Below are 16,471 nucleotides of genomic sequence, written 5' to 3'. Positions count from 1 at the left end.
AGCCTTGAAGAAGTCCGATTTCGATTTTGACCTGCCGCATGAGCTGATCGCGCAGGCCCCGTTGCCCGAGCGTTCGGCCAGTCGCCTGTTGCTGCTCGACGTGGCCGCGCAGTCGCGGCAGGACCGCATGTTTCGCGAGCTGCCCGACTTCCTGCGTCCGGGCGACCTGCTGGTGTTCAACGACACCCGCGTGCTGCCGGCGCGGCTGTACGGGCGCAAGGACACCGGCGGTGCGGTGGAGATCCTGATCGAGCGGGTTACCGGCGCGCATGAGGCCACCGTGCAATTGGGCGTCAGCAAGAAGCCCAAGGAGGGCGCACGGATCGAACTGGCCGACGGCAGCCATGCCGTGGTGTTGGGCCGCGACGAAGGTTTCTTCCGGCTGCGCTTCGAGGCGCCGGAGCCGCTGGAGAAGCTGCTGCTGAAGCTGGGCGAGATGCCGTTGCCGCCGTACATCGAGCGGCACGCCGACGCCAGCGACATGGAGCGCTATCAGACCGTGTTCGCGCGCGAGCCCGGCGCGGTCGCTGCGCCCACCGCCGGCCTGCATTTCGACGAGGCGATCCTGGACCAGCTGCGCGAGCGCGGCGTCGAGTTCGGCTACATCACCCTGCATGTGGGCGCCGGCACCTTCCAGCCCGTGCGCGCGGTCAATCTCGAAGATCACCACATGCACACCGAGTGGCTCAATGTCGGCGCGCACCTGGTCGAGCAAATCCGACGCACGCGCGCCAGCGGAGGGCGGGTGATCGCGGTCGGCACCACGGTGGTGCGCGCGCTGGAAAGCGCCAGCAAGGATGGCCAGGTGCATCCGTTCGCCGGCGAGACGCAGATCTTCATCTTCCCCGGCTACCGCTTCAGCAGCATCGACGGCCTGCTCACCAACTTCCACCTGCCGCAGTCGACCCTGCTGATGCTGGTGTCGGCACTGGCCGGGCGCGAGTTCATGCTGGACGCGTATCGCCACGCGGTCGAGCAGCGCTACCGCTTCTTCTCCTACGGCGACGCCATGCTGATCCTGCCGCACGGCGCCTGAGCGATACGTTGCATGGTTGCAGGAGCCCGCCAGCGGGCTCCTGCACACACGGTGTGGCGATGGGCGGAACGGGGCAAACCCGCGATAATGGCTGGATGACCTCCCTCCAGTTCGACCTTCACGCCACCGACGGCGCCGCCCGCCGCGGCCGCCTCACGTTTGCCCGTGGCACGGTGGAGACGCCGGCGTTCATGCCGGTGGGCACCTATGGCTCGGTCAAGGCGATGACGCCGCGCGACGTTGCCGATACCGGTGCCGAGATCATCCTGGGCAACACGTTCCACCTGTTCCTGCGACCCGGGCTGGAGATCGTGGAGAAGTTCGGCGGGCTGCACCGCTTCATCGGCTGGGACAAGCCCATCCTCACCGATTCGGGCGGCTTCCAGGTGTTCTCGCTGGCGCACAAGCGCAAGATCACGGAGGAAGGCGTGACCTTCGCCTCGCCGGTGGACGGCTCGAAGGTGTTCCTGTCGCCGGAAGTGTCGATGCAGATCCAGAAGACGCTGGATTCGGACATCGCGATGATCTTCGACGAGTGCACGCCGTACCCGGCGACGGAGAAGGTGGCGGCCGATTCGATGGAGCTCAGCCTGCGCTGGGCCGAGCGCTCGCGCCGCGCGTTCGACGATTTGCAGAATCCGAACTCGCTGTTCGGCATCGTGCAGGGCAGCGTCTACGAAACCCTGCGCCGACGCTCCGCGGAAGGGCTGGTGAAGCTCGGCTTCGACGGCTACGCGATCGGCGGCCTGGCGGTGGGCGAACCGGAGGCCGAGCGCAACCACGCGCTGGACTTCACCGTACCCCTGCTGCCGGCGGAAAAGCCGCGCTACCTGATGGGCGTGGGCCGGCCGGAGGACATCGTGGAAGCAGTGCGCCGCGGCATCGACATGTTCGACTGCGTGATGCCTACCCGCAACGCGCGCAACGGCTTCCTGTTCACCGCCGCGGGCACGCTGCGCATCCGCAATGCGAAGTACGCCAGCGACACCGCGGTGATCGAGGAAGGCTGCGACTGCTACGCCTGCAGCCACGGGTTCAGCCGCGCCTACCTGCGCCACCTCGACCGCTGCAACGAGATCCTCGGCAGCCAGCTGGCCACCATGCACAACCTGCGCTACTACCAGCGGCTGATGGCGGATTTGCGCGCGGCGATCGCCGATCGGGCGCTGGAAGCATTCGTCGCACGGTTCTACGCCTGCCGCCAGGGCGCAGCGATCCCGTAGCAGCCCGCCCTGTGGGCGATGCCTTTTCCCCGGATCGGGAACCATCGCCCGCAGGGTGGACTCCTACCGCCACCGGGGGGCGGAGTCGCCTTTCGCTCGCGAAAGGTGACTCCGACACCTCCCGCAAGGCATAATCGAGAATCTTTTATCGGGCGTTCGGCGGAAATCGCTGATGGCGCCACAACTTGCGAGACGCGAAGATGAGTTTTCCGCTTTCCCCCGTGATTGCCCAAGCCACGCCGCAGCAGGGCGGCGGCATGTCCATGATCATCATGATGGTGGTGCTGTTCGGCCTGATGTATTTCATGATGATCCGGCCGCAGATGAAGCGGCAGAAGGAGCACCGCGCCCTGATCGCCGCGCTGGCCAAGGGCGACGAAGTGGTCACCAACGGCGGCCTGGCCGGGCGCGTGGAAGAAGTGGGCGACACCTTCGTCACGGTCGAGATCGCGCCGAACGTGAAGGTGAAGCTGCAGAAGGGTGCCGTGCAGCAGGTGCTGCCCAAGGGCTCGCTGAAGTCAGCTTGAGCCATGGGATGTCCAGGGGCGGGGCCTTTTCGAATAGCGCGGCCATGGATGGCCGCTTCTTGACGTTCGCGATCAGGGACGATCGCAAAAACATGCTTCGGCCATGGATGGCCGCTTCTTGACGTTCGCGATCATGGATGATCGCAAAGGACCGGATCATGACTGATTTTCCCCGCTGGAAATACGCGCTGGTCGCGCTGGTGATGGTGTTCGGCGTGATCTACGCGCTGCCGAACGCCTTTGTTCCCGTGCCCGCCGTTCAGGTGAGCGCCAATCGCGGTGCGCCGGCAATCGACCAGGCCGTACGCCAGAAGGTCATCGACACGCTGACCCAGAAGCGCATCGCCTTCGGCGAGGTCGTGGTGGAAGGCGACAGCCTGCTTGCCACCTTCGCCGACACCGACGTGCAGAAGAGCGGCTCGGACGCGATCAAGGCGCTGCTCGGCGACAAGTACACGGTGGCGTTCAAGCTGCAGTCCACCGTGCCGGAGTGGCTGGGCATGATCGGTGCCCGTTCCATGCCGCTGGGCCTGGACCTGCAGGGCGGCGTGCACTTCCTGATGCAGGTCGACCAGAACGACGTCATCGACAAGCAGGAGAGCAGCTACGCCGACGACATCCGCAGCCTGCTGCGCGACAAGAAGATCCGCTATGAATCGGTGGCGCGCAATTCCGTGCGTGGCAAGGGCGTCGCCGTGGTGCTGCGCTCGGAGGACGACCGCGCCAAGGCCGCAGACGCGATCGCCAACGAGTACACCGACTTGCTGGTGTCCAACGGTCCCAGCACCGGCGACCGTTTCGTGCTCAATGCGGTGATCAAGCCCGACAAGCTGCGCGACATCGGCCGCGGCGCGATCACCCAGAACCTGCAGACGCTGCGCAACCGCATCAACGCGCTGGGCGTGTCCGAGCCGCTGATCCAGCAGCAGGGCGAGAATCACATCGTGGTCGACCTCGCCGGCGTGCAGGACCCGGCCGAGGCGAAGAAGCTGATCGGCACCGTGGCCACCCTGGAATACCGCCCCGGCATCGGCCACCCCGGCGATCCGCAGGCGCGCGAGGCGGAGAAGACCGGCAACATCCCGCCGGACGCCAACCTCTACCACATGCGCGGCACCGGCCTGCCGGTGCTGGTCAGCAAGAAGGTGATCGTGACCGGCAAGGAGCTGGTCGACGCCTCCTCGGGCATCGACCAGCAGAGCGGCACGCCCAAGGTCGACGTCACGCTCAATGCCGCCGGCGCGCGCAAGATGAGCGATTTCACCAACGCGAACGTCGGCAAGCCGATGGCGGTGGTCTACGTCGAGCGCGTGACCGAGACCAAGATGATCGACGGCAAGGAAGTGCGCGTTCCGAAGGTCACCGAGTCGGTGATCAACGACGCCAACATCGCCAGCCCGTTCGGCCGGCAATTCCAGACCACCGGCCTGGGCAGCCCGAAGGAAGCATCCGACCTGGCGCTGCTGCTCAAGGGTGGCGCGTTCGCTGCTCCGGTGGACATCATCGAGGAAGGCGTGATCGGTTCCAGCATGGGTGCGGACAACATCGACAAGGGCTTCAAGTCGGTGATGCTGGGCCTGGCCCTGGTGCTGCTGGCCGCCGCGGTCTACTACAAGCTGTTCGGCCTGGTCGCGGACATCGCGCTGTTCTTCAACCTGGTGATCCTGGTGGCGGTGATGTCGCTGATCGGGGTGACCCTGACCATGCCCGGCATCGCCGGCATCGTGCTCACCCTGGGCATGGCGATCGACGCCAACGTGCTGATCTGCGAACGCGTGCGCGAGGAGCTGCGCAACGGCTCCACGCCGCACGCGGCGATCTACGCCGGCTACGAGAAGGCCTGGTCGACCATTCTGGACGCCAACGTCACCCACCTGATCGCGGCGCTGGCGCTGACCACGATGGGCACCGGCGCGATCAAGGGCTTCGGCGTCACGCTGATGATCGGCATCCTGACCTCGCTGTTCACCTCGGTGACGCTGACCCATGCGTTCACTGCGGCGATCCACGGCCACCGCAAGCTCAAGACCCTGTCGGTCTAGGCGTCGCGTCGAACAGTGCGGCCCCGGACGGCCGCTTTCGCCGGAAAGGGACTCCCTGAATTGATCGTGCGGCCATGAGGGCCGCTTGACCGGAACGGAACGTCCACACAGAGAATTGCCATGGAAATCTTCAATCACGACAGCAACATCCACTTCCTGGGGATGCGCAAGTACACGGTCGGCCTGGCGATCCTGCTGATGATCGGCTCGATCGTGCTGATCGCCACCCGCGGGCTCAACTACGGGCTGGATTTCACCGGCGGCGTGTCGATGCTGGTCAACTACGACCAGCCGGTGGAGATCGCCGACGTGCGCGGCGCGCTGGCCAAGGGCGGCTTCGAGGACGCTGTGGTGCAGAGCCTGGGCGGCACCCGCGAGGTGTCGATCCGGTTCCAGGCCAAGGATGATCCGGAGGCGATCCTGGCCAACGGCACGGTCAACCTCGACCGTGTCTCCGCCGACGTGATGGCGAAGCTCCACGCGGCGCGACCGGACGCCAAGCTGAAGAGCCGCGACTTCGTCAGCGCGCAGGTCGGCGCGGAGCTGAAATCGGACGGTACCTGGGCGGCCTTGCTGGTGATCCTGGGCATCATGGCCTACCTGTGGATCCGCTTCGAGCGCCGCTTCGCGATCGCCGCGGTGGCGACCGAAATCCACGACACGCTGGTCACGCTCGGCGTCATCGCGCTGGTGCAGCGCGAATTCGACATGACCGTGCTGGCCTCGGTGCTGGCGGTGATCGGCTACTCGATCAACGACAAGGTCGTGGTGTTCGACCGCATCCGCGAGCTGTTCCGCCTCGCGCGCAAGGCCGAGCCGGAGGAGATCCTCAACCGCTCGATCAACAACACCCTGTCGCGAACCATCATCACCTCGCTGTTCACCGGCATCACCATGGGCGCGATGTGGCTGCTGGGCGGCCCGGCCGTGCACGGCTTCGCCATCACCATGCTGATCGGCATCGTGGTCGGCACGCTGTCCTCGATCTTCGTGGCCAGCCCGATCCTGCTGTGGCTGGGCGTCTCGAAGAAGGACCTGATGCCGGTCACCCGCGACAACCCGGAGCTGGCGCGCCGCCCCTGACCGACCGCGCGGCACGAGCCAGACGAGAGGCCCGGCCATGCCCGGGCCTTTCCTTTTCGGGATACCCGCCGTTCGCGACGCCGGCGGCCTTGCGGCAAATCCGGGCTACATCTTTCCCGCGGCGGGCCGATAACTCGTTGTCGAACCGCGCGCTGGAACCTGCATGCTTGTCCTGGTCGGAACCCTGGTTGTGCTCGTCAGCGTCGTGGGCGGCTACCTGCTGTCCCACGGGCAGCTGCTGGCGTTGTGGCAGCCCTACGAACTGCTGATCATCGGCGGCGGCGCTGCGGGGGCCTACCTGACAGCCAATCCGACCAAGATCGTCAAGGCCACCTTCCGCGACATCATGGGGCTGCTGAAAGGCCCGAAGTACCGGACGCAGGATTATCTCGACCTGCTTTCGCTGCTCTACGACATCTTCAGCCTGATGCGCAAGAACGGCCTGCTCAGCCTCGAATCGCACATCGAGGAGCCGGCCACCAGCAGCGAGTTCTCGGCCTATCCGCGCCTGCTCGCCGAGCACCACCTGATCGAGTTCATCACCGACTGCCTGCGCCTGATCGTGGGCGGCAGCATGAACCCGCACGAGCTGGAACAGCTCCTGGAGATGGAGCTGGAAGTCCACCACCAGGAAGCCGAGGCGCCGGCGATGGCCCTGATGAAATCCGCCGACGCGCTGCCCGGTTTCGGCATCGTGGCGGCGGTGCTCGGCATCGTCACCACGATGTCGCAGCTGAGCGGAGATACCTCGCGCATCGGCGAGCACATCGCCGGCGCGCTGGTCGGCACCTTTCTCGGCATCCTGCTGTGCTATGGCTTCGCCGGGCCGCTGGCCTCGGCGATGGAGAACCGCGCGCAGGAGGACGGCAAGGCGTTTGAATGCGTGAAAGTCGCGCTGATGGCCAACCTGCGCGGCTACAACCCGATGGTGTCGGTGGAGTTCGCGCGCAAATCGCTGGTCGCGCAGGTGCGGCCCAGCTTCATGGAGCTGGAGGGGCATCTCAAGGGCGCGCGCGCCGGAGCCGGGGCGTGAGCGAGGAGTTCGACCAGCCGATCATCATCCGGCGCGTGCAGCGCCGGAAGCACGGCCATCACGGCGGTGCGTGGAAGGTGGCCTATGCGGATTTCGTCACCGCGATGATGGCGTTCTTCCTGGTGATGTGGCTGATCGGCGTGGGCACCCGCGAGCAGAAGGCCGCGATCTCCGAGTACTTCAAGAACCCGAGCATGACTCCGGGCGCCGCCACGATCGCGCCGCCTGGCCAGGCCGGCCCCGGCGGCGCCAGCGACAGCATGATCAAGCTTGGCGGGACGATGGACCTGCCGCGCGGCCCGGGCGCGGAAAAGCGCGGTGCGCCGCAGGTCAAGCACAACGTCGAGGACGCGATCAAACTGGCGCGCCAGGCCGACAAGTCGCGTCTGGAGGAGCTGATGAAGCGACTTAATGCCTCGATCCAGAGCAGCCAGGCGCTGGCGCCATTCAAGGATCAGCTGCTGCTGGACATCACCTCCGAAGGCCTGCGCATCCAGATCGTCGACAAGCTCAACCGGCCGATGTTCGACACCGGCAGCGCGCGGCTCAAGCCGTACACGGTGCAGATCCTGCGCGAACTGGGCCGCTCGATCGACGACGTGCCGAACCAGATCAGCATCTCCGGCCACACCGACGATGCGCCGTACAACAGCGGGCACGACTACAGCAATTGGGAGTTGTCGGCCGATCGCGGCAACGCCGCCCGTCGTGCGCTGATCGCCGGCGGGCTGGAGGCGGACAAGATCTCGCGCGTGGTGGGCCTGGCCGCATCCGTGCCGTTCGACAAGCAGAACCCCGCCGATCCGGTCAATCGCCGCATCAGCATCATCGTGATGACCGACCAGGCCGCCAAGGCGGCGCGTTCGATGGAAGTGGCCGATGGCGGTGCGACGCAGCCTTCGCCGATGCCGACTCCAAAACCGGCACCACTGGCCGCTTCGATTGTCGCCACGACGCCCGCACTGGCGCGTCTGCCGGTGCCGTCGGTGATCGTCCACCCCGAGAGCGCGGCGACGCCGGGAACGGGCGCGACTCAGTTCTCGGCGAAACCTGCGTCGCGCTGATCGCCGTGCGACATCGCTGCGTCGCCGCGTTCGGCGTCGAGCTGTGCGAGGCGCTCGGGCGTGCCCACGTCCGTCCACACGCCGTGGTGATGGGTGCCGCTGACGGCTTGCCGAGCCATCGCGCCCAGCAGCAACTGGCGCAACTTGAAGGTGGGCGCCGCGGCTTCGTGGGCGGCCGTGCCGGCAAGTTCCCGCCAGCCGTCCAGCAGCTCCCGGCGGAACACGCCAATGCCGCTGAAGGTGAGCCGCGGTTCGCCGCTTGCCTGCACCAGACCTTGCCCGTCCAGCGCGAAATCGCCTTCGGGGTGGTGCGGCGGGTTGTCGACCAGCAGCAGGTGCGCCAGCCCCGCCGGCTCGGCGGGCAGCGTGCCGAAATCGGCATCGCACCAGACATCCCCGCTGATGGCGAGGAACGGCCCGGTGCCCAGCAACGGCAGCGCGTTCAGCATGCCACCGCCGGTTTCCAGCGGCACGGGGCCTTCGTAGGCGTAGCGGATGCGCAGGCCCCAGCGGGAACCGTCGCCCAGCACCGCCGGAAACTGCTCGGCCAGGTGCGAGGTGTTGATCACCACGTAGTGCACGCCGGCGGCGGCGAGACGTTCGAGGTGCCAGACGATCAGCGGCTTGCCGCCGACGCAAAGCAGTGGCTTGGGCGTGCGGTCGGTCAGCGGGCGCATGCGCTCGCCGCGGCCGGCGGCGAAGATCAGTGCGTGCCTCATGCCGCCGCCCGGGTCAGGTCGCGGCCCTGCGCGTGGCGCTCCAGCAGGTCGGCGAAATCGGCCAGCTCGGGATAGCGGCGCGCCACCTCGATCACGTAGCGGTACACCTGCGGCACGTCCTTGAGATAGCCGCTCTTGCCGTCGCGGTACCACAGCCGATAAAACTGGCCCAGCACGCGCACGTGGCGATGCAGGCCGGTGAGATCGAACCAGCGCAGGAAACGCGCGGCGTCCACTGCCGCGTCGATCACGCCTGCGCGCAGCAGTCGCTGCCGGTACGACTCCACCCACGCTTCCACGCGATCGCCCGGCCAGGCGATGTAGGCATCGCGCAGCAGCGAGGCGAGGTCATAGGTGACCGGCCCGTGCAGCGCGCCCTGGAAATCGACGATGCCCGGGTTGTTCGCCTCCGTCAGCAGCAGGTTGCGGCTGTGGAAGTCGCGGTGCACGAAGCAGCGCGGTTGCTCCAGCGCGTTGTGCACGATGAGGTCAAACGCCGCCTCCAGCACGTCCCATTCGCCGCAGGCCGGCGTGTGGCCGAGGTGGCGCTGCAGGAACCATTCGGGCATCACCTCCAGTCCGCTCACCAGCACCTGACGGCCGAACGGCGGCAGGTCGTCGGCGGCCACCCGCGTCTGTATCTTCAGCAGGGCGTCCATCGCATCGCCGTACAGGCGGTCGGCGCTGGTGTCGTTCAATGCATCGAGGTACAGCCGCGAGCCCAGGTCCTCGATCAGCAGGAAGCCCTGGTCGAGGTCGCGTGCATGCACTTGCGGCACGTGCAGGCCGGCGGCGGCCAGGCGCTCGCCAATGGCCAGCCACGGGCGCGGATCTTCGCGATCGGGCGGCGAATCCATCACGATCCAGCTTTGCCCGCCTTGCGTGGTGCGCCAGTAGCTGCGAAAGCTGGCATCGGCCGAGGCGCTGTCCAGCGTCAGCGTGGGGGCGTTCAGGGCTTTGCGGGCCCAGGCGAGACGGGCAGCGGCGCGATCGTGCGAAGTCATGGCCGCCAGCTTAGCGAGGCCGCCACGGCATGGCGACACGGCCTCGCTGGATCGCTTCAGCCCGGACCCCGTGCGTGCGTGGGCGCGGCAGACACAGGCTGGCCTGCGCACACGACGAGGTGAAAGGGGTGGGTATGGCCGCCTTGCGCCGGTGGCGGCGGTCACGTTGACCGCGGCCGGCTTAATCAGTACCATTTTGGTCCCGATTCAAGCCCGGCCGATTCCGCCTGCCATGCTTCGCGTCAGCCGCCTCACCGATTACGCCACCGTGGTGATGACCTGCATCGCCGCGCACCCGGCTGACGTGCTGAGCACCGCGCAGATCGCCGACGAGACGCGGCTCGAGCTGCCCACGGTCAGCAAGCTGCTCAAGGCGCTGGGCCACGCCGAACTGGTCGAGTCCTTCCGCGGCGTCAACGGCGGCTACCGGCTGGCCCGCCCGGCCAGCGAGATATCGCTGGCGGAAATCGTCGAGGCGCTGGAAGGCCCGATCGGCATGACCGAGTGCGGCGTGGGCGAAGGCCAGTGCGAACGCGAGGCGCAGTGCGGCGTGCGCGGCAGCTGGCAACGCATCAACAGCGTGCTGGACCAGACCCTGCGCGCGGTCAGCCTGGCCGACATGCTCAAGCCGCCGCCCGCGAAACGAAAAATCGCCGTCACCGTGAAAACCGGCGAGGCCATCACCGAATGAACAGCATGATCAACGACAGCAGCAGCGCCACCGCACTGCGCGACAACGCCGACGTCGCCGAGGCGCTCGGTCGCAGCTACTCGGCCGGTTTCATCACCGAGATCGAGATGACCGGCCTGCCGCCGGGCCTGGACGAGGGCACCATCCGCGCCATCTCCGCCGTCAAGCACGAGCCGGAATGGATGACCGAGTGGCGGCTGCAGGCCTATCGCCACTGGTTGACCATGCCCAAACCGGACTGGGCCAAGCTCAACATCGACCCGATCGACTACCAGGCGATCAGCTATTACGCCGCGCCGAAGAAGCAGCCCAAGTCGCTGGACGAAGTCGATCCGGCCCTGCTGGAAACCTACGAGAAGCTCGGTGTACCGCTGCACGAGCGCGCTGCGCTGGCCGGCGTGGCGGTGGATGCGGTATTCGACTCGGTCTCGGTCGGCACCACCTTCCGCAAGCAGCTGGCCGACGCCGGCGTGCTGTTCTGCTCGATGAGCGAGGCGATCCGCGAATACCCCGAGATCGTGCAGAAATACCTGGGCAGCGTGGTGCCCACCGGCGACAATTTCTTCGCCGCGCTGAACTCGGCGGTGTTCTCCGACGGCAGCTTCGTGTTCATCCCGAAAGGCGTGCGCTGCCCGATGGAGCTGAGCACGTACTTCCGCATCAACGCGCAGAACACCGGCCAGTTCGAGCGCACCCTGATCGTGGCCGAGGAGCGCGCCCACGTCTCCTACCTCGAAGGTTGCACCGCGCCGAAGCGCGACGAGAACCAGCTGCATGCGGCGGTGGTCGAGCTGGTGGCGCTGGAAGGCGCGCAGATCAAGTACTCCACCGTGCAGAACTGGTATCCCGGCGACGAGAACGGCGTGGGCGGCATCTACAACTTCGTCACCAAGCGCGGCGACTGCCGCGGCGACGACTCGAAGATCTGCTGGACCCAGGTCGAGACCGGCTCGGCGATCACCTGGAAGTACCCGTCCGTGGTGCTGCGCGGCGACCGCTCGGTGGGCGAGTTCTACTCGGTGGCGCTGACCCACCATTTCCAGCAGGCCGACACCGGCACCAAGATGATCCACATCGGCAAGCACACCAAGTCGAAGATCGTCTCCAAGGGCATCAGCGCCGGGCGCAGCTCCAACAGCTACCGCGGCCTGGTGAAGATGGAGAAGGGCGCCGAGGGCGCGCGCAACTACACCCAGTGCGACAGCCTGCTGATCGGCAAGCAGTGCGGCGCGCACACCTTCCCGTACATGGAAGTGAAGAACCCCACTGCGATCGTCGAGCACGAGGCGACCACGTCCAAGATCTCCGACGACCAGATGTTCTACTGCCGCGCGCGCGGCATCCCGGAAGAGGATGCCGTGTCGATGATCGTCGACGGCTTCTGCAAGCAGGTGTTCCGCGAACTGCCGATGGAGTTCGCGGTGGAGGCGAAGAAGCTGCTTGAGGTGAGCCTCGAAGGTGCGGTGGGTTGATGCTTTTTCCTTCTCCTTCCGGGAGAAGGTGCCCGAAGGGCGGATGAGGGTGCGGGCCTGCACGGATTTTTCCGCAAGCCCCGAACCCTCACCCCAACCCCTCTCCCGGTGGGAGAGGGGCTCAAGATCAGGAATCCTCATGCTCAAAATCGAAAACCTGCATGCCCGCGTCGAGGGCAAGGAAATCCTCAAGGGGCTCAGCCTCGAAGTGAACGCGGGCGAGGTGCACGCGATCATGGGGCCCAACGGCGCCGGCAAGTCGACGCTGGGCAACGTGTTGTCCGGCCGTGACGGCTACGAGGTGACCGCCGGCAGCGTGACCTACAACGGCATCGATCTGCTGGCGCTGGCGCCGGAGGCGCGCGCGGCGGCCGGGGTGTTCCTGGCGTTCCAGTACCCGGTGGAGATCCCCGGCGTCAACAACACCTATTTCCTGCGCGCGGCGCTGAATGCGCAGCGCAAGGTGCGTGGCGAGAAGGAACTCGACTCGATGCAGTTCCTCAAGCTGGTGCGCGAGAAACTCAAGGTGATGCAGATCTCCGACGAGCTGCTGCACCGGGCCGTCAACGAGGGCTTTTCCGGCGGCGAGAAGAAGCGCAACGAGATCTTCCAGATGGCGGTACTGGAGCCGCAGCTGGCGATCCTCGACGAGACCGACTCGGGCCTCGACATCGACGCGCTGAAGCAGGTGGCGCAGGGCGTCAACACGCTGCGTTCGCCCGAGCGCGCGTTCCTGATGATCACCCACTACCAGCGCCTGCTCGACTACGTGGTGCCGGACTTCGTGCACGTGCTCGCCGGTGGCCGCATCGTCGAGAGCGGCGACAGGTCGCTGGCGTTGAAGCTGGAAGCGCATGGCTACGCCGGGATCGGCGCCAGCCATCCGGCAGTCCCGCACCAGGCGGGAGCGCAGGCATGAACCAGCCGGCATCGCTGCCGTTGGTCGCCTCGCTGCTGGATGCCCCGCTGCCGCCCAGCGGCATCGCCTGGCTGGATGCGGCGCGGCAGGAAAACCGCGCGGCGTTCGCCATCGGCGGTCTGCCCGACACGCGGGTGGAGGCATGGAAGTACACCGCACTGCGCGGGCTCGGCCAGCGCCGCTTTACCCAGGGCGACGCCGCGGCGCAGACGCGCGCGGTGGAGGCATCGACTCTGACATTGCCCGGTGTCTCGGGCGTTCGCCTGGTCTTCGTCAACGGGGCGTTCCGCGCCGATCTGTCGGCGGTGGATTCGCTGCCCGCCGGACTTTCGCTGCAACCGCTGTCGCAGGCCTTGCGGGGCGACGTCGAACCGCTGCGCTTCGCGCTGTCGCGCCACTACCGCGACATCGGCGACGCCTTCGCACAGATCAATGCCGCCAGTGCCGGTGATGGCGTGGTACTGCGCGTAGCCGCCCACGCCAGGATCGACCAGCCGGTGCAGCTGGTGTTCGTCGGCGCCGAGGCCGAACTGGCCTGGCATGTGCGCAATGTGATCGAACTGGGCGAGGGCGCCGAGCTGAGCCTGGTCGAACAGCACGCAAGCCGTGGCGACGCCGCGCAGTTGGCCACCGTGGTCAGCGACATCGAACTACGCGACGGTGCGCAGCTGCATCACGTCATGCTGCAGGATGCGGCGGCCGGCACCAATCTGATTCGACGCAGCAGCCTGCGCCTGCATGCGCGCGCGCAGGCTGCCCTGCACGTGCTGGAACTGGGTGGCGCGTTGGTACGCCACGACCTGCGTGCCGAGCTGATCGGCGACGGCGCACGGGTGCACACCCGCGGCGTGTTCATGCCGCATGGTCGCCAGCACATCGACACCCAGCTGGCGATCCGCCACCAGGCGCTGGACACCACCTCCACCTCGCACTGGCGCGGCGTCGCCAACGACCGCGCACGCGGCGTGTTCCGCGGCGCGATCGTGGTGGCGCCCGGTGCCGACGGCAGCGACGCCAACCTCACCAACAAGAACCTGCTGCTGTCGCCGAGCGCCGAGATCGACACCAAGCCGGAGCTGGAAATCTATGCCGACGAAGTGCAGGCCGCGCACGGCGCCACGGTCGGCCAGCTCGACGAGCGTTCGCTGTTCTACCTGCGCTCGCGCGGCATTCCGCTCGCCGAGGCACGCGCACTGCTGACTGCCGCATTCTGCCGCGCGGTGCTGGACGACCTGCCGAACGTGGCCCTGCGCGAGCATCTATCCACCTTGCTGGTCGCACAGCTTCCCGCTTGACGCTCCAGCTCCTGGGCCTGCCCGCAGGGGCAGGCCGGGAGGGGCGAGGCTCCTGGCCTGAAGATCAAGAGCGCACCCCAGCCCAACCCTCCCCTGCGAGCGGGGGAGGGAGCCCCAACCGGATTCTCCGAATGAACGCACAAGCCAGCACACCGACCGTCTTCGACGTCCAGCGCATCCGCGCGGACTTCCCGTTGCTGTCGCGCACGGTGCACGGCAAGCCGCTGGTGTACTTCGACAGCGCCAACACCAGCCAGAAGCCGGTGTCGGTGATCGAGGCGGTGAACACCCACTATCGCGAACACAACGCCAACGTGTCGCGCGCGGTGCATCAGCTGGGCGAGGAGGCCACGGCGGCGTATGAAGGCGCGCGCGACAAGCTCGCGCGGTTCATCCATGCCGGTTCGCGCGATGAGGTCATCCTCACCTCCGGCACCACCCAGGCCACCAACCTGGTCGCCTACAGCCATGTGCTGCCGCAACTGAAGGCGGGCGACAGCATCCTCACCACGGTGATGGAGCACCACGCCAACATCGTGCCGTGGCAGCTGGTTGCCGCGCGCCGCGGCGCCACGGTGAAGGCCGCGCCGATCGACGAGCGCGGCGAGCTGATCGTGGAGAAGTACGTCGAGATGCTGACGCCGGAGGTGAAGCTGGCCTGCGTCACCCACGTTTCCAATGTGCTGGGCACGGTCAACCCGGTGCGCGAGATCGCGCGCGAATGCCGCAAGCGCGGCATCCCGCTGCTGGTCGACGGCTCGCAGGCGGTGCCGCACCGGCGGGTGGACGTGCAGGCGCTGGGCTGCGATTTCTACGCGCTGACCGGGCACAAGATGCTTGGCCCCACCGGTACCGGCGCGCTGTGGGCGAAGCGCGAACACCTGGAAGCGATGCCGCCGTTTTTCGGCGGCGGCGAGATGATCCGCGAGGTGAAGTTCTCCGGCACCACCTTCGCTGCGCCTCCGCACAAGTTCGAGGCCGGCACGCCGAACATCGCCGGCTTCGTCGGCCTGGCGGCGGCGATCGACTACTACGAGTCGGTCGGCTTCGCGGCGATCGAGGCATGGGAGCAGCAACTGCTGCATTACGCCACGGAACGCCTGCGCGAGATTCCCGGCCTGCGCATCATCGGCGAGGCGGCCGAGAAGGAGCCGGTGGTCTCGTTCCTGCTGGAAGGTGCGCAGGCCACCGATCTGGCGACCCTGCTCGACCTCGAAGGCGTCGCCGTGCGCTCCGGCCACCACTGCGCGCATCCGTTGATGCAGTTCTTCGGCGTGCCCGCCACGCTGCGTGCGTCGCTGGCGTTCTACAACACGCGCGAGGAGATCGACAGTTTCGTCGTCGCCCTGCTCAAGGTGCGCCGCCTGCTGCGCTGAAACGGCGGCGGCTTTCCTGCCGCCGCCACGGTCGGGCATCATGTGCGGCGGAGTCCCCATCGATCATCCCCATGCTTGCCTCGTTGCCATCGTTCATCCGCGTGCCGCTGGCGCTGCTTGCGCTTGCACTCAACATCCTGTTGCACGTGGCTTTCATTTTCGCGTTCACCCTGCTCAAGCTGCTGCTGCCGGTACACGCGATTCGGCAGGCCTGCTCACGCGCCCTGGTCGCCATCGCGGAAAGCTGGATCGGCGTCAACAATGTCCTGTTCGGCGTGTTCGCCCGCGTGCGCTGGCAGGTCGAGGGGCTGGCCGGGCTGCGTCGCGACGGCAACTACCTGGTGCTGTGCAACCACCAGAGCTGGGTGGATATCCCGGTGCTGCAGAAGGTGTTCAACCGGCGCATCCCGTTCCTGCGCTTTTTCCTCAAGCAGGAACTGATCTGGGTGCCCTTGCTCGGCCTGGCATGGTGGGCGCTGGATTTCCCCTTCATGAAGCGCTATTCGCGGCAGGCCCTGCTGCGCCACCCCGAGCTGCAGGGCAAGGACCGCGAGGCGACCCGCCGCGCCTGCGAGAAGTTCCGCCACATGCCGGTGTCGGTGATGAACTTCGCCGAAGGCACGCGCTTCACGCCGGCCAAGCACGACGCGCAGCATTCGCCGTTTCGCTACCTGCTGCGGCCGAAAGCCGGCGGCGTGGCCTTCGTGCTCGATGCGATGGGCGAGGCGCTGCACGCGATCCTCGACGTCACCATCGTCTATCCGCATGGCCCATGCACCATTGCCGACCTGATCGCCGGACGCGTGCGCGAAATTCGCGTGCATGTGCGTGAACGCCCGATAGGTCGCGAGCTGATCGGCAGCTACGACGAGGACGCGGCATTCCGCGGCCGGGTCAAGGCATGGATGAACGACTTGTGGCACGAGAAGGACGCCCAGGCGGCGCGCATGCAGCTGTCGCCCGATGCCGGATCGAGAGGAGACTGAA

15 protein-coding genes are annotated in these 16,471 nt (G+C 67.0%); 13 read left to right on the top strand and 2 right to left on the bottom strand.

What is annotated here, in order from left to right; all coding sequences use genetic code 11:
• Positions 1-4 precede the first annotated feature (4 nt).
• From queA to motB, 7 genes are all read left to right on the top strand, one after another.
• Positions 5-1,036 carry a tRNA preQ1(34) S-adenosylmethionine ribosyltransferase-isomerase QueA gene (gene queA / locus ACVCL9_RS08765; protein WP_395121219.1) on the top strand — a complete coding sequence of 344 codons (1,032 nt, stop codon included), beginning with the start codon at positions 5-7 and terminating at the stop codon, positions 1,034-1,036.
• Between the two features lie 95 nt (positions 1,037-1,131).
• Entirely contained in the window at positions 1,132-2,259 is a 1,128-nt protein-coding gene (gene tgt / locus ACVCL9_RS08760; RefSeq protein ID WP_447098398.1) for a tRNA guanosine(34) transglycosylase Tgt, read from the top strand.
• Between the two features lie 200 nt (positions 2,260-2,459).
• The gene (yajC, locus tag ACVCL9_RS08755) at positions 2,460-2,786 is read left to right on the top strand and encodes a preprotein translocase subunit YajC (RefSeq protein ID WP_395119705.1); all 327 of its coding nucleotides are present in this window, start codon (positions 2,460-2,462) and stop codon (positions 2,784-2,786) included.
• Positions 2,787-2,944: 158 nt separating this feature from the next.
• A complete protein-coding gene (secD, locus tag ACVCL9_RS08750) occupies positions 2,945-4,828 on the top strand; it encodes a protein translocase subunit SecD (RefSeq protein WP_395119704.1) in 1,884 nt (627 codons plus the stop codon).
• A 120-nt stretch (positions 4,829-4,948) separates the two neighbouring features.
• Positions 4,949-5,911, top strand: coding sequence for a protein translocase subunit SecF (secF, locus tag ACVCL9_RS08745; protein WP_395119703.1), 963 nt, complete (start codon positions 4,949-4,951; stop codon positions 5,909-5,911).
• Positions 5,912-6,074: 163 nt separating this feature from the next.
• Positions 6,075-6,944: a flagellar motor stator protein MotA gene (gene motA / locus ACVCL9_RS08740; protein WP_447098399.1), complete on the top strand. Its 870-nt coding sequence runs from the start codon at positions 6,075-6,077 to the stop codon at positions 6,942-6,944.
• Complete coding sequence (gene motB / locus ACVCL9_RS08735) at positions 6,941-8,008, top strand: flagellar motor protein MotB (protein WP_447098400.1); 1,068 nt, start codon at positions 6,941-6,943, stop codon at positions 8,006-8,008. The genes motA and motB overlap by 4 nt, the downstream gene beginning before the upstream one ends.
• On the opposite strand, the gene murU is transcribed toward motB, so the two are convergent.
• Complete coding sequence (gene murU / locus ACVCL9_RS08730) at positions 7,978-8,727, bottom strand: N-acetylmuramate alpha-1-phosphate uridylyltransferase MurU (RefSeq protein ID WP_447098401.1); 750 nt, start codon at positions 8,725-8,727, stop codon at positions 7,978-7,980. The two genes, motB and murU, sit on opposite strands and share 31 nt — an antisense overlap.
• Complete coding sequence (locus ACVCL9_RS08725; RefSeq protein ID WP_447098402.1) at positions 8,724-9,731, bottom strand: aminoglycoside phosphotransferase family protein; 1,008 nt, start codon at positions 9,729-9,731, stop codon at positions 8,724-8,726. Before ACVCL9_RS08725 ends, murU begins: the two co-directional genes overlap by 4 nt.
• Positions 9,732-9,963: 232 nt before the next feature.
• On the opposite strand from ACVCL9_RS08725, the gene ACVCL9_RS08720 reads away from it, so the two are divergent.
• The 6 genes from ACVCL9_RS08720 to ACVCL9_RS08695 all read left to right on the top strand — a co-directional run bounded on the left by ACVCL9_RS08720 (position 9,964) and on the right by ACVCL9_RS08695 (position 16,470).
• Positions 9,964-10,422 (top strand): SUF system Fe-S cluster assembly regulator, encoded by a 459-nt coding sequence (locus ACVCL9_RS08720; protein WP_395119698.1) that lies wholly within the window; start codon positions 9,964-9,966, stop codon positions 10,420-10,422.
• Between the two features lie 5 nt (positions 10,423-10,427).
• Positions 10,428-11,894, top strand: a complete 1,467-nt coding sequence (gene sufB, locus ACVCL9_RS08715; protein WP_447098403.1) for a Fe-S cluster assembly protein SufB — start codon at positions 10,428-10,430, stop codon at positions 11,892-11,894.
• A 139-nt stretch (positions 11,895-12,033) separates the two neighbouring features.
• Positions 12,034-12,813 carry a Fe-S cluster assembly ATPase SufC gene (gene sufC / locus ACVCL9_RS08710; RefSeq protein ID WP_395119696.1) on the top strand — a complete coding sequence of 260 codons (780 nt, stop codon included), beginning with the start codon at positions 12,034-12,036 and terminating at the stop codon, positions 12,811-12,813.
• Entirely contained in the window at positions 12,810-14,108 is a 1,299-nt protein-coding gene (gene sufD, locus ACVCL9_RS08705) for a Fe-S cluster assembly protein SufD (RefSeq protein WP_447098404.1), read from the top strand. Before sufC ends, sufD begins: the two co-directional genes overlap by 4 nt.
• Before the next feature lie 131 nt (positions 14,109-14,239).
• Positions 14,240-15,484, top strand: a complete 1,245-nt coding sequence (locus ACVCL9_RS08700; RefSeq protein ID WP_395119694.1) for an aminotransferase class V-fold PLP-dependent enzyme — start codon at positions 14,240-14,242, stop codon at positions 15,482-15,484.
• Between the two features lie 71 nt (positions 15,485-15,555).
• Positions 15,556-16,470, top strand: a complete 915-nt coding sequence (locus ACVCL9_RS08695; RefSeq protein WP_447098405.1) for an acyltransferase — start codon at positions 15,556-15,558, stop codon at positions 16,468-16,470.
• The last annotated feature ends 1 nt before the right edge of the window (position 16,471 follow it).

This window comes from Rhodanobacter sp. UC4438_H5 (genome assembly GCF_052978405.1).
The sequence above is the reverse complement of the archived record's forward strand: the minus strand, read 5'-3'. Positions and strand labels throughout refer to the sequence as shown.

Excerpts from the sequence above, each read along its gene's own strand:
- ACVCL9_RS08725 (WP_447098402.1), bottom strand. The coding sequence starts at position 9,731 with ATGACTTCGCACGATCGCGCCGCTGCCCGTCTCGCCTGGGCCCGCAAA.
- yajC (WP_395119705.1), top strand. The coding sequence starts at position 2,460 with ATGAGTTTTCCGCTTTCCCCCGTGATTGCCCAAGCCACGCCGCAGCAG.
- secD (WP_395119704.1), top strand. The coding sequence starts at position 2,945 with ATGACTGATTTTCCCCGCTGGAAATACGCGCTGGTCGCGCTGGTGATG.
- sufD (WP_447098404.1), top strand. The coding sequence starts at position 12,810 with ATGAACCAGCCGGCATCGCTGCCGTTGGTCGCCTCGCTGCTGGATGCC.
- motA (WP_447098399.1), top strand. The coding sequence starts at position 6,075 with ATGCTTGTCCTGGTCGGAACCCTGGTTGTGCTCGTCAGCGTCGTGGGC.
- ACVCL9_RS08700 (WP_395119694.1), top strand. The coding sequence starts at position 14,240 with ATGAACGCACAAGCCAGCACACCGACCGTCTTCGACGTCCAGCGCATC.
- sufB (WP_447098403.1), top strand. The coding sequence starts at position 10,428 with ATGATCAACGACAGCAGCAGCGCCACCGCACTGCGCGACAACGCCGAC.
- ACVCL9_RS08720 (WP_395119698.1), top strand. The coding sequence starts at position 9,964 with ATGCTTCGCGTCAGCCGCCTCACCGATTACGCCACCGTGGTGATGACC.
- murU (WP_447098401.1), bottom strand. The coding sequence starts at position 8,727 with ATGAGGCACGCACTGATCTTCGCCGCCGGCCGCGGCGAGCGCATGCGC.
- secF (WP_395119703.1), top strand. The coding sequence starts at position 4,949 with ATGGAAATCTTCAATCACGACAGCAACATCCACTTCCTGGGGATGCGC.
- ACVCL9_RS08695 (WP_447098405.1), top strand. The coding sequence starts at position 15,556 with ATGCTTGCCTCGTTGCCATCGTTCATCCGCGTGCCGCTGGCGCTGCTT.
- tgt (WP_447098398.1), top strand. The coding sequence starts at position 1,132 with ATGACCTCCCTCCAGTTCGACCTTCACGCCACCGACGGCGCCGCCCGC.
- sufC (WP_395119696.1), top strand. The coding sequence starts at position 12,034 with ATGCTCAAAATCGAAAACCTGCATGCCCGCGTCGAGGGCAAGGAAATC.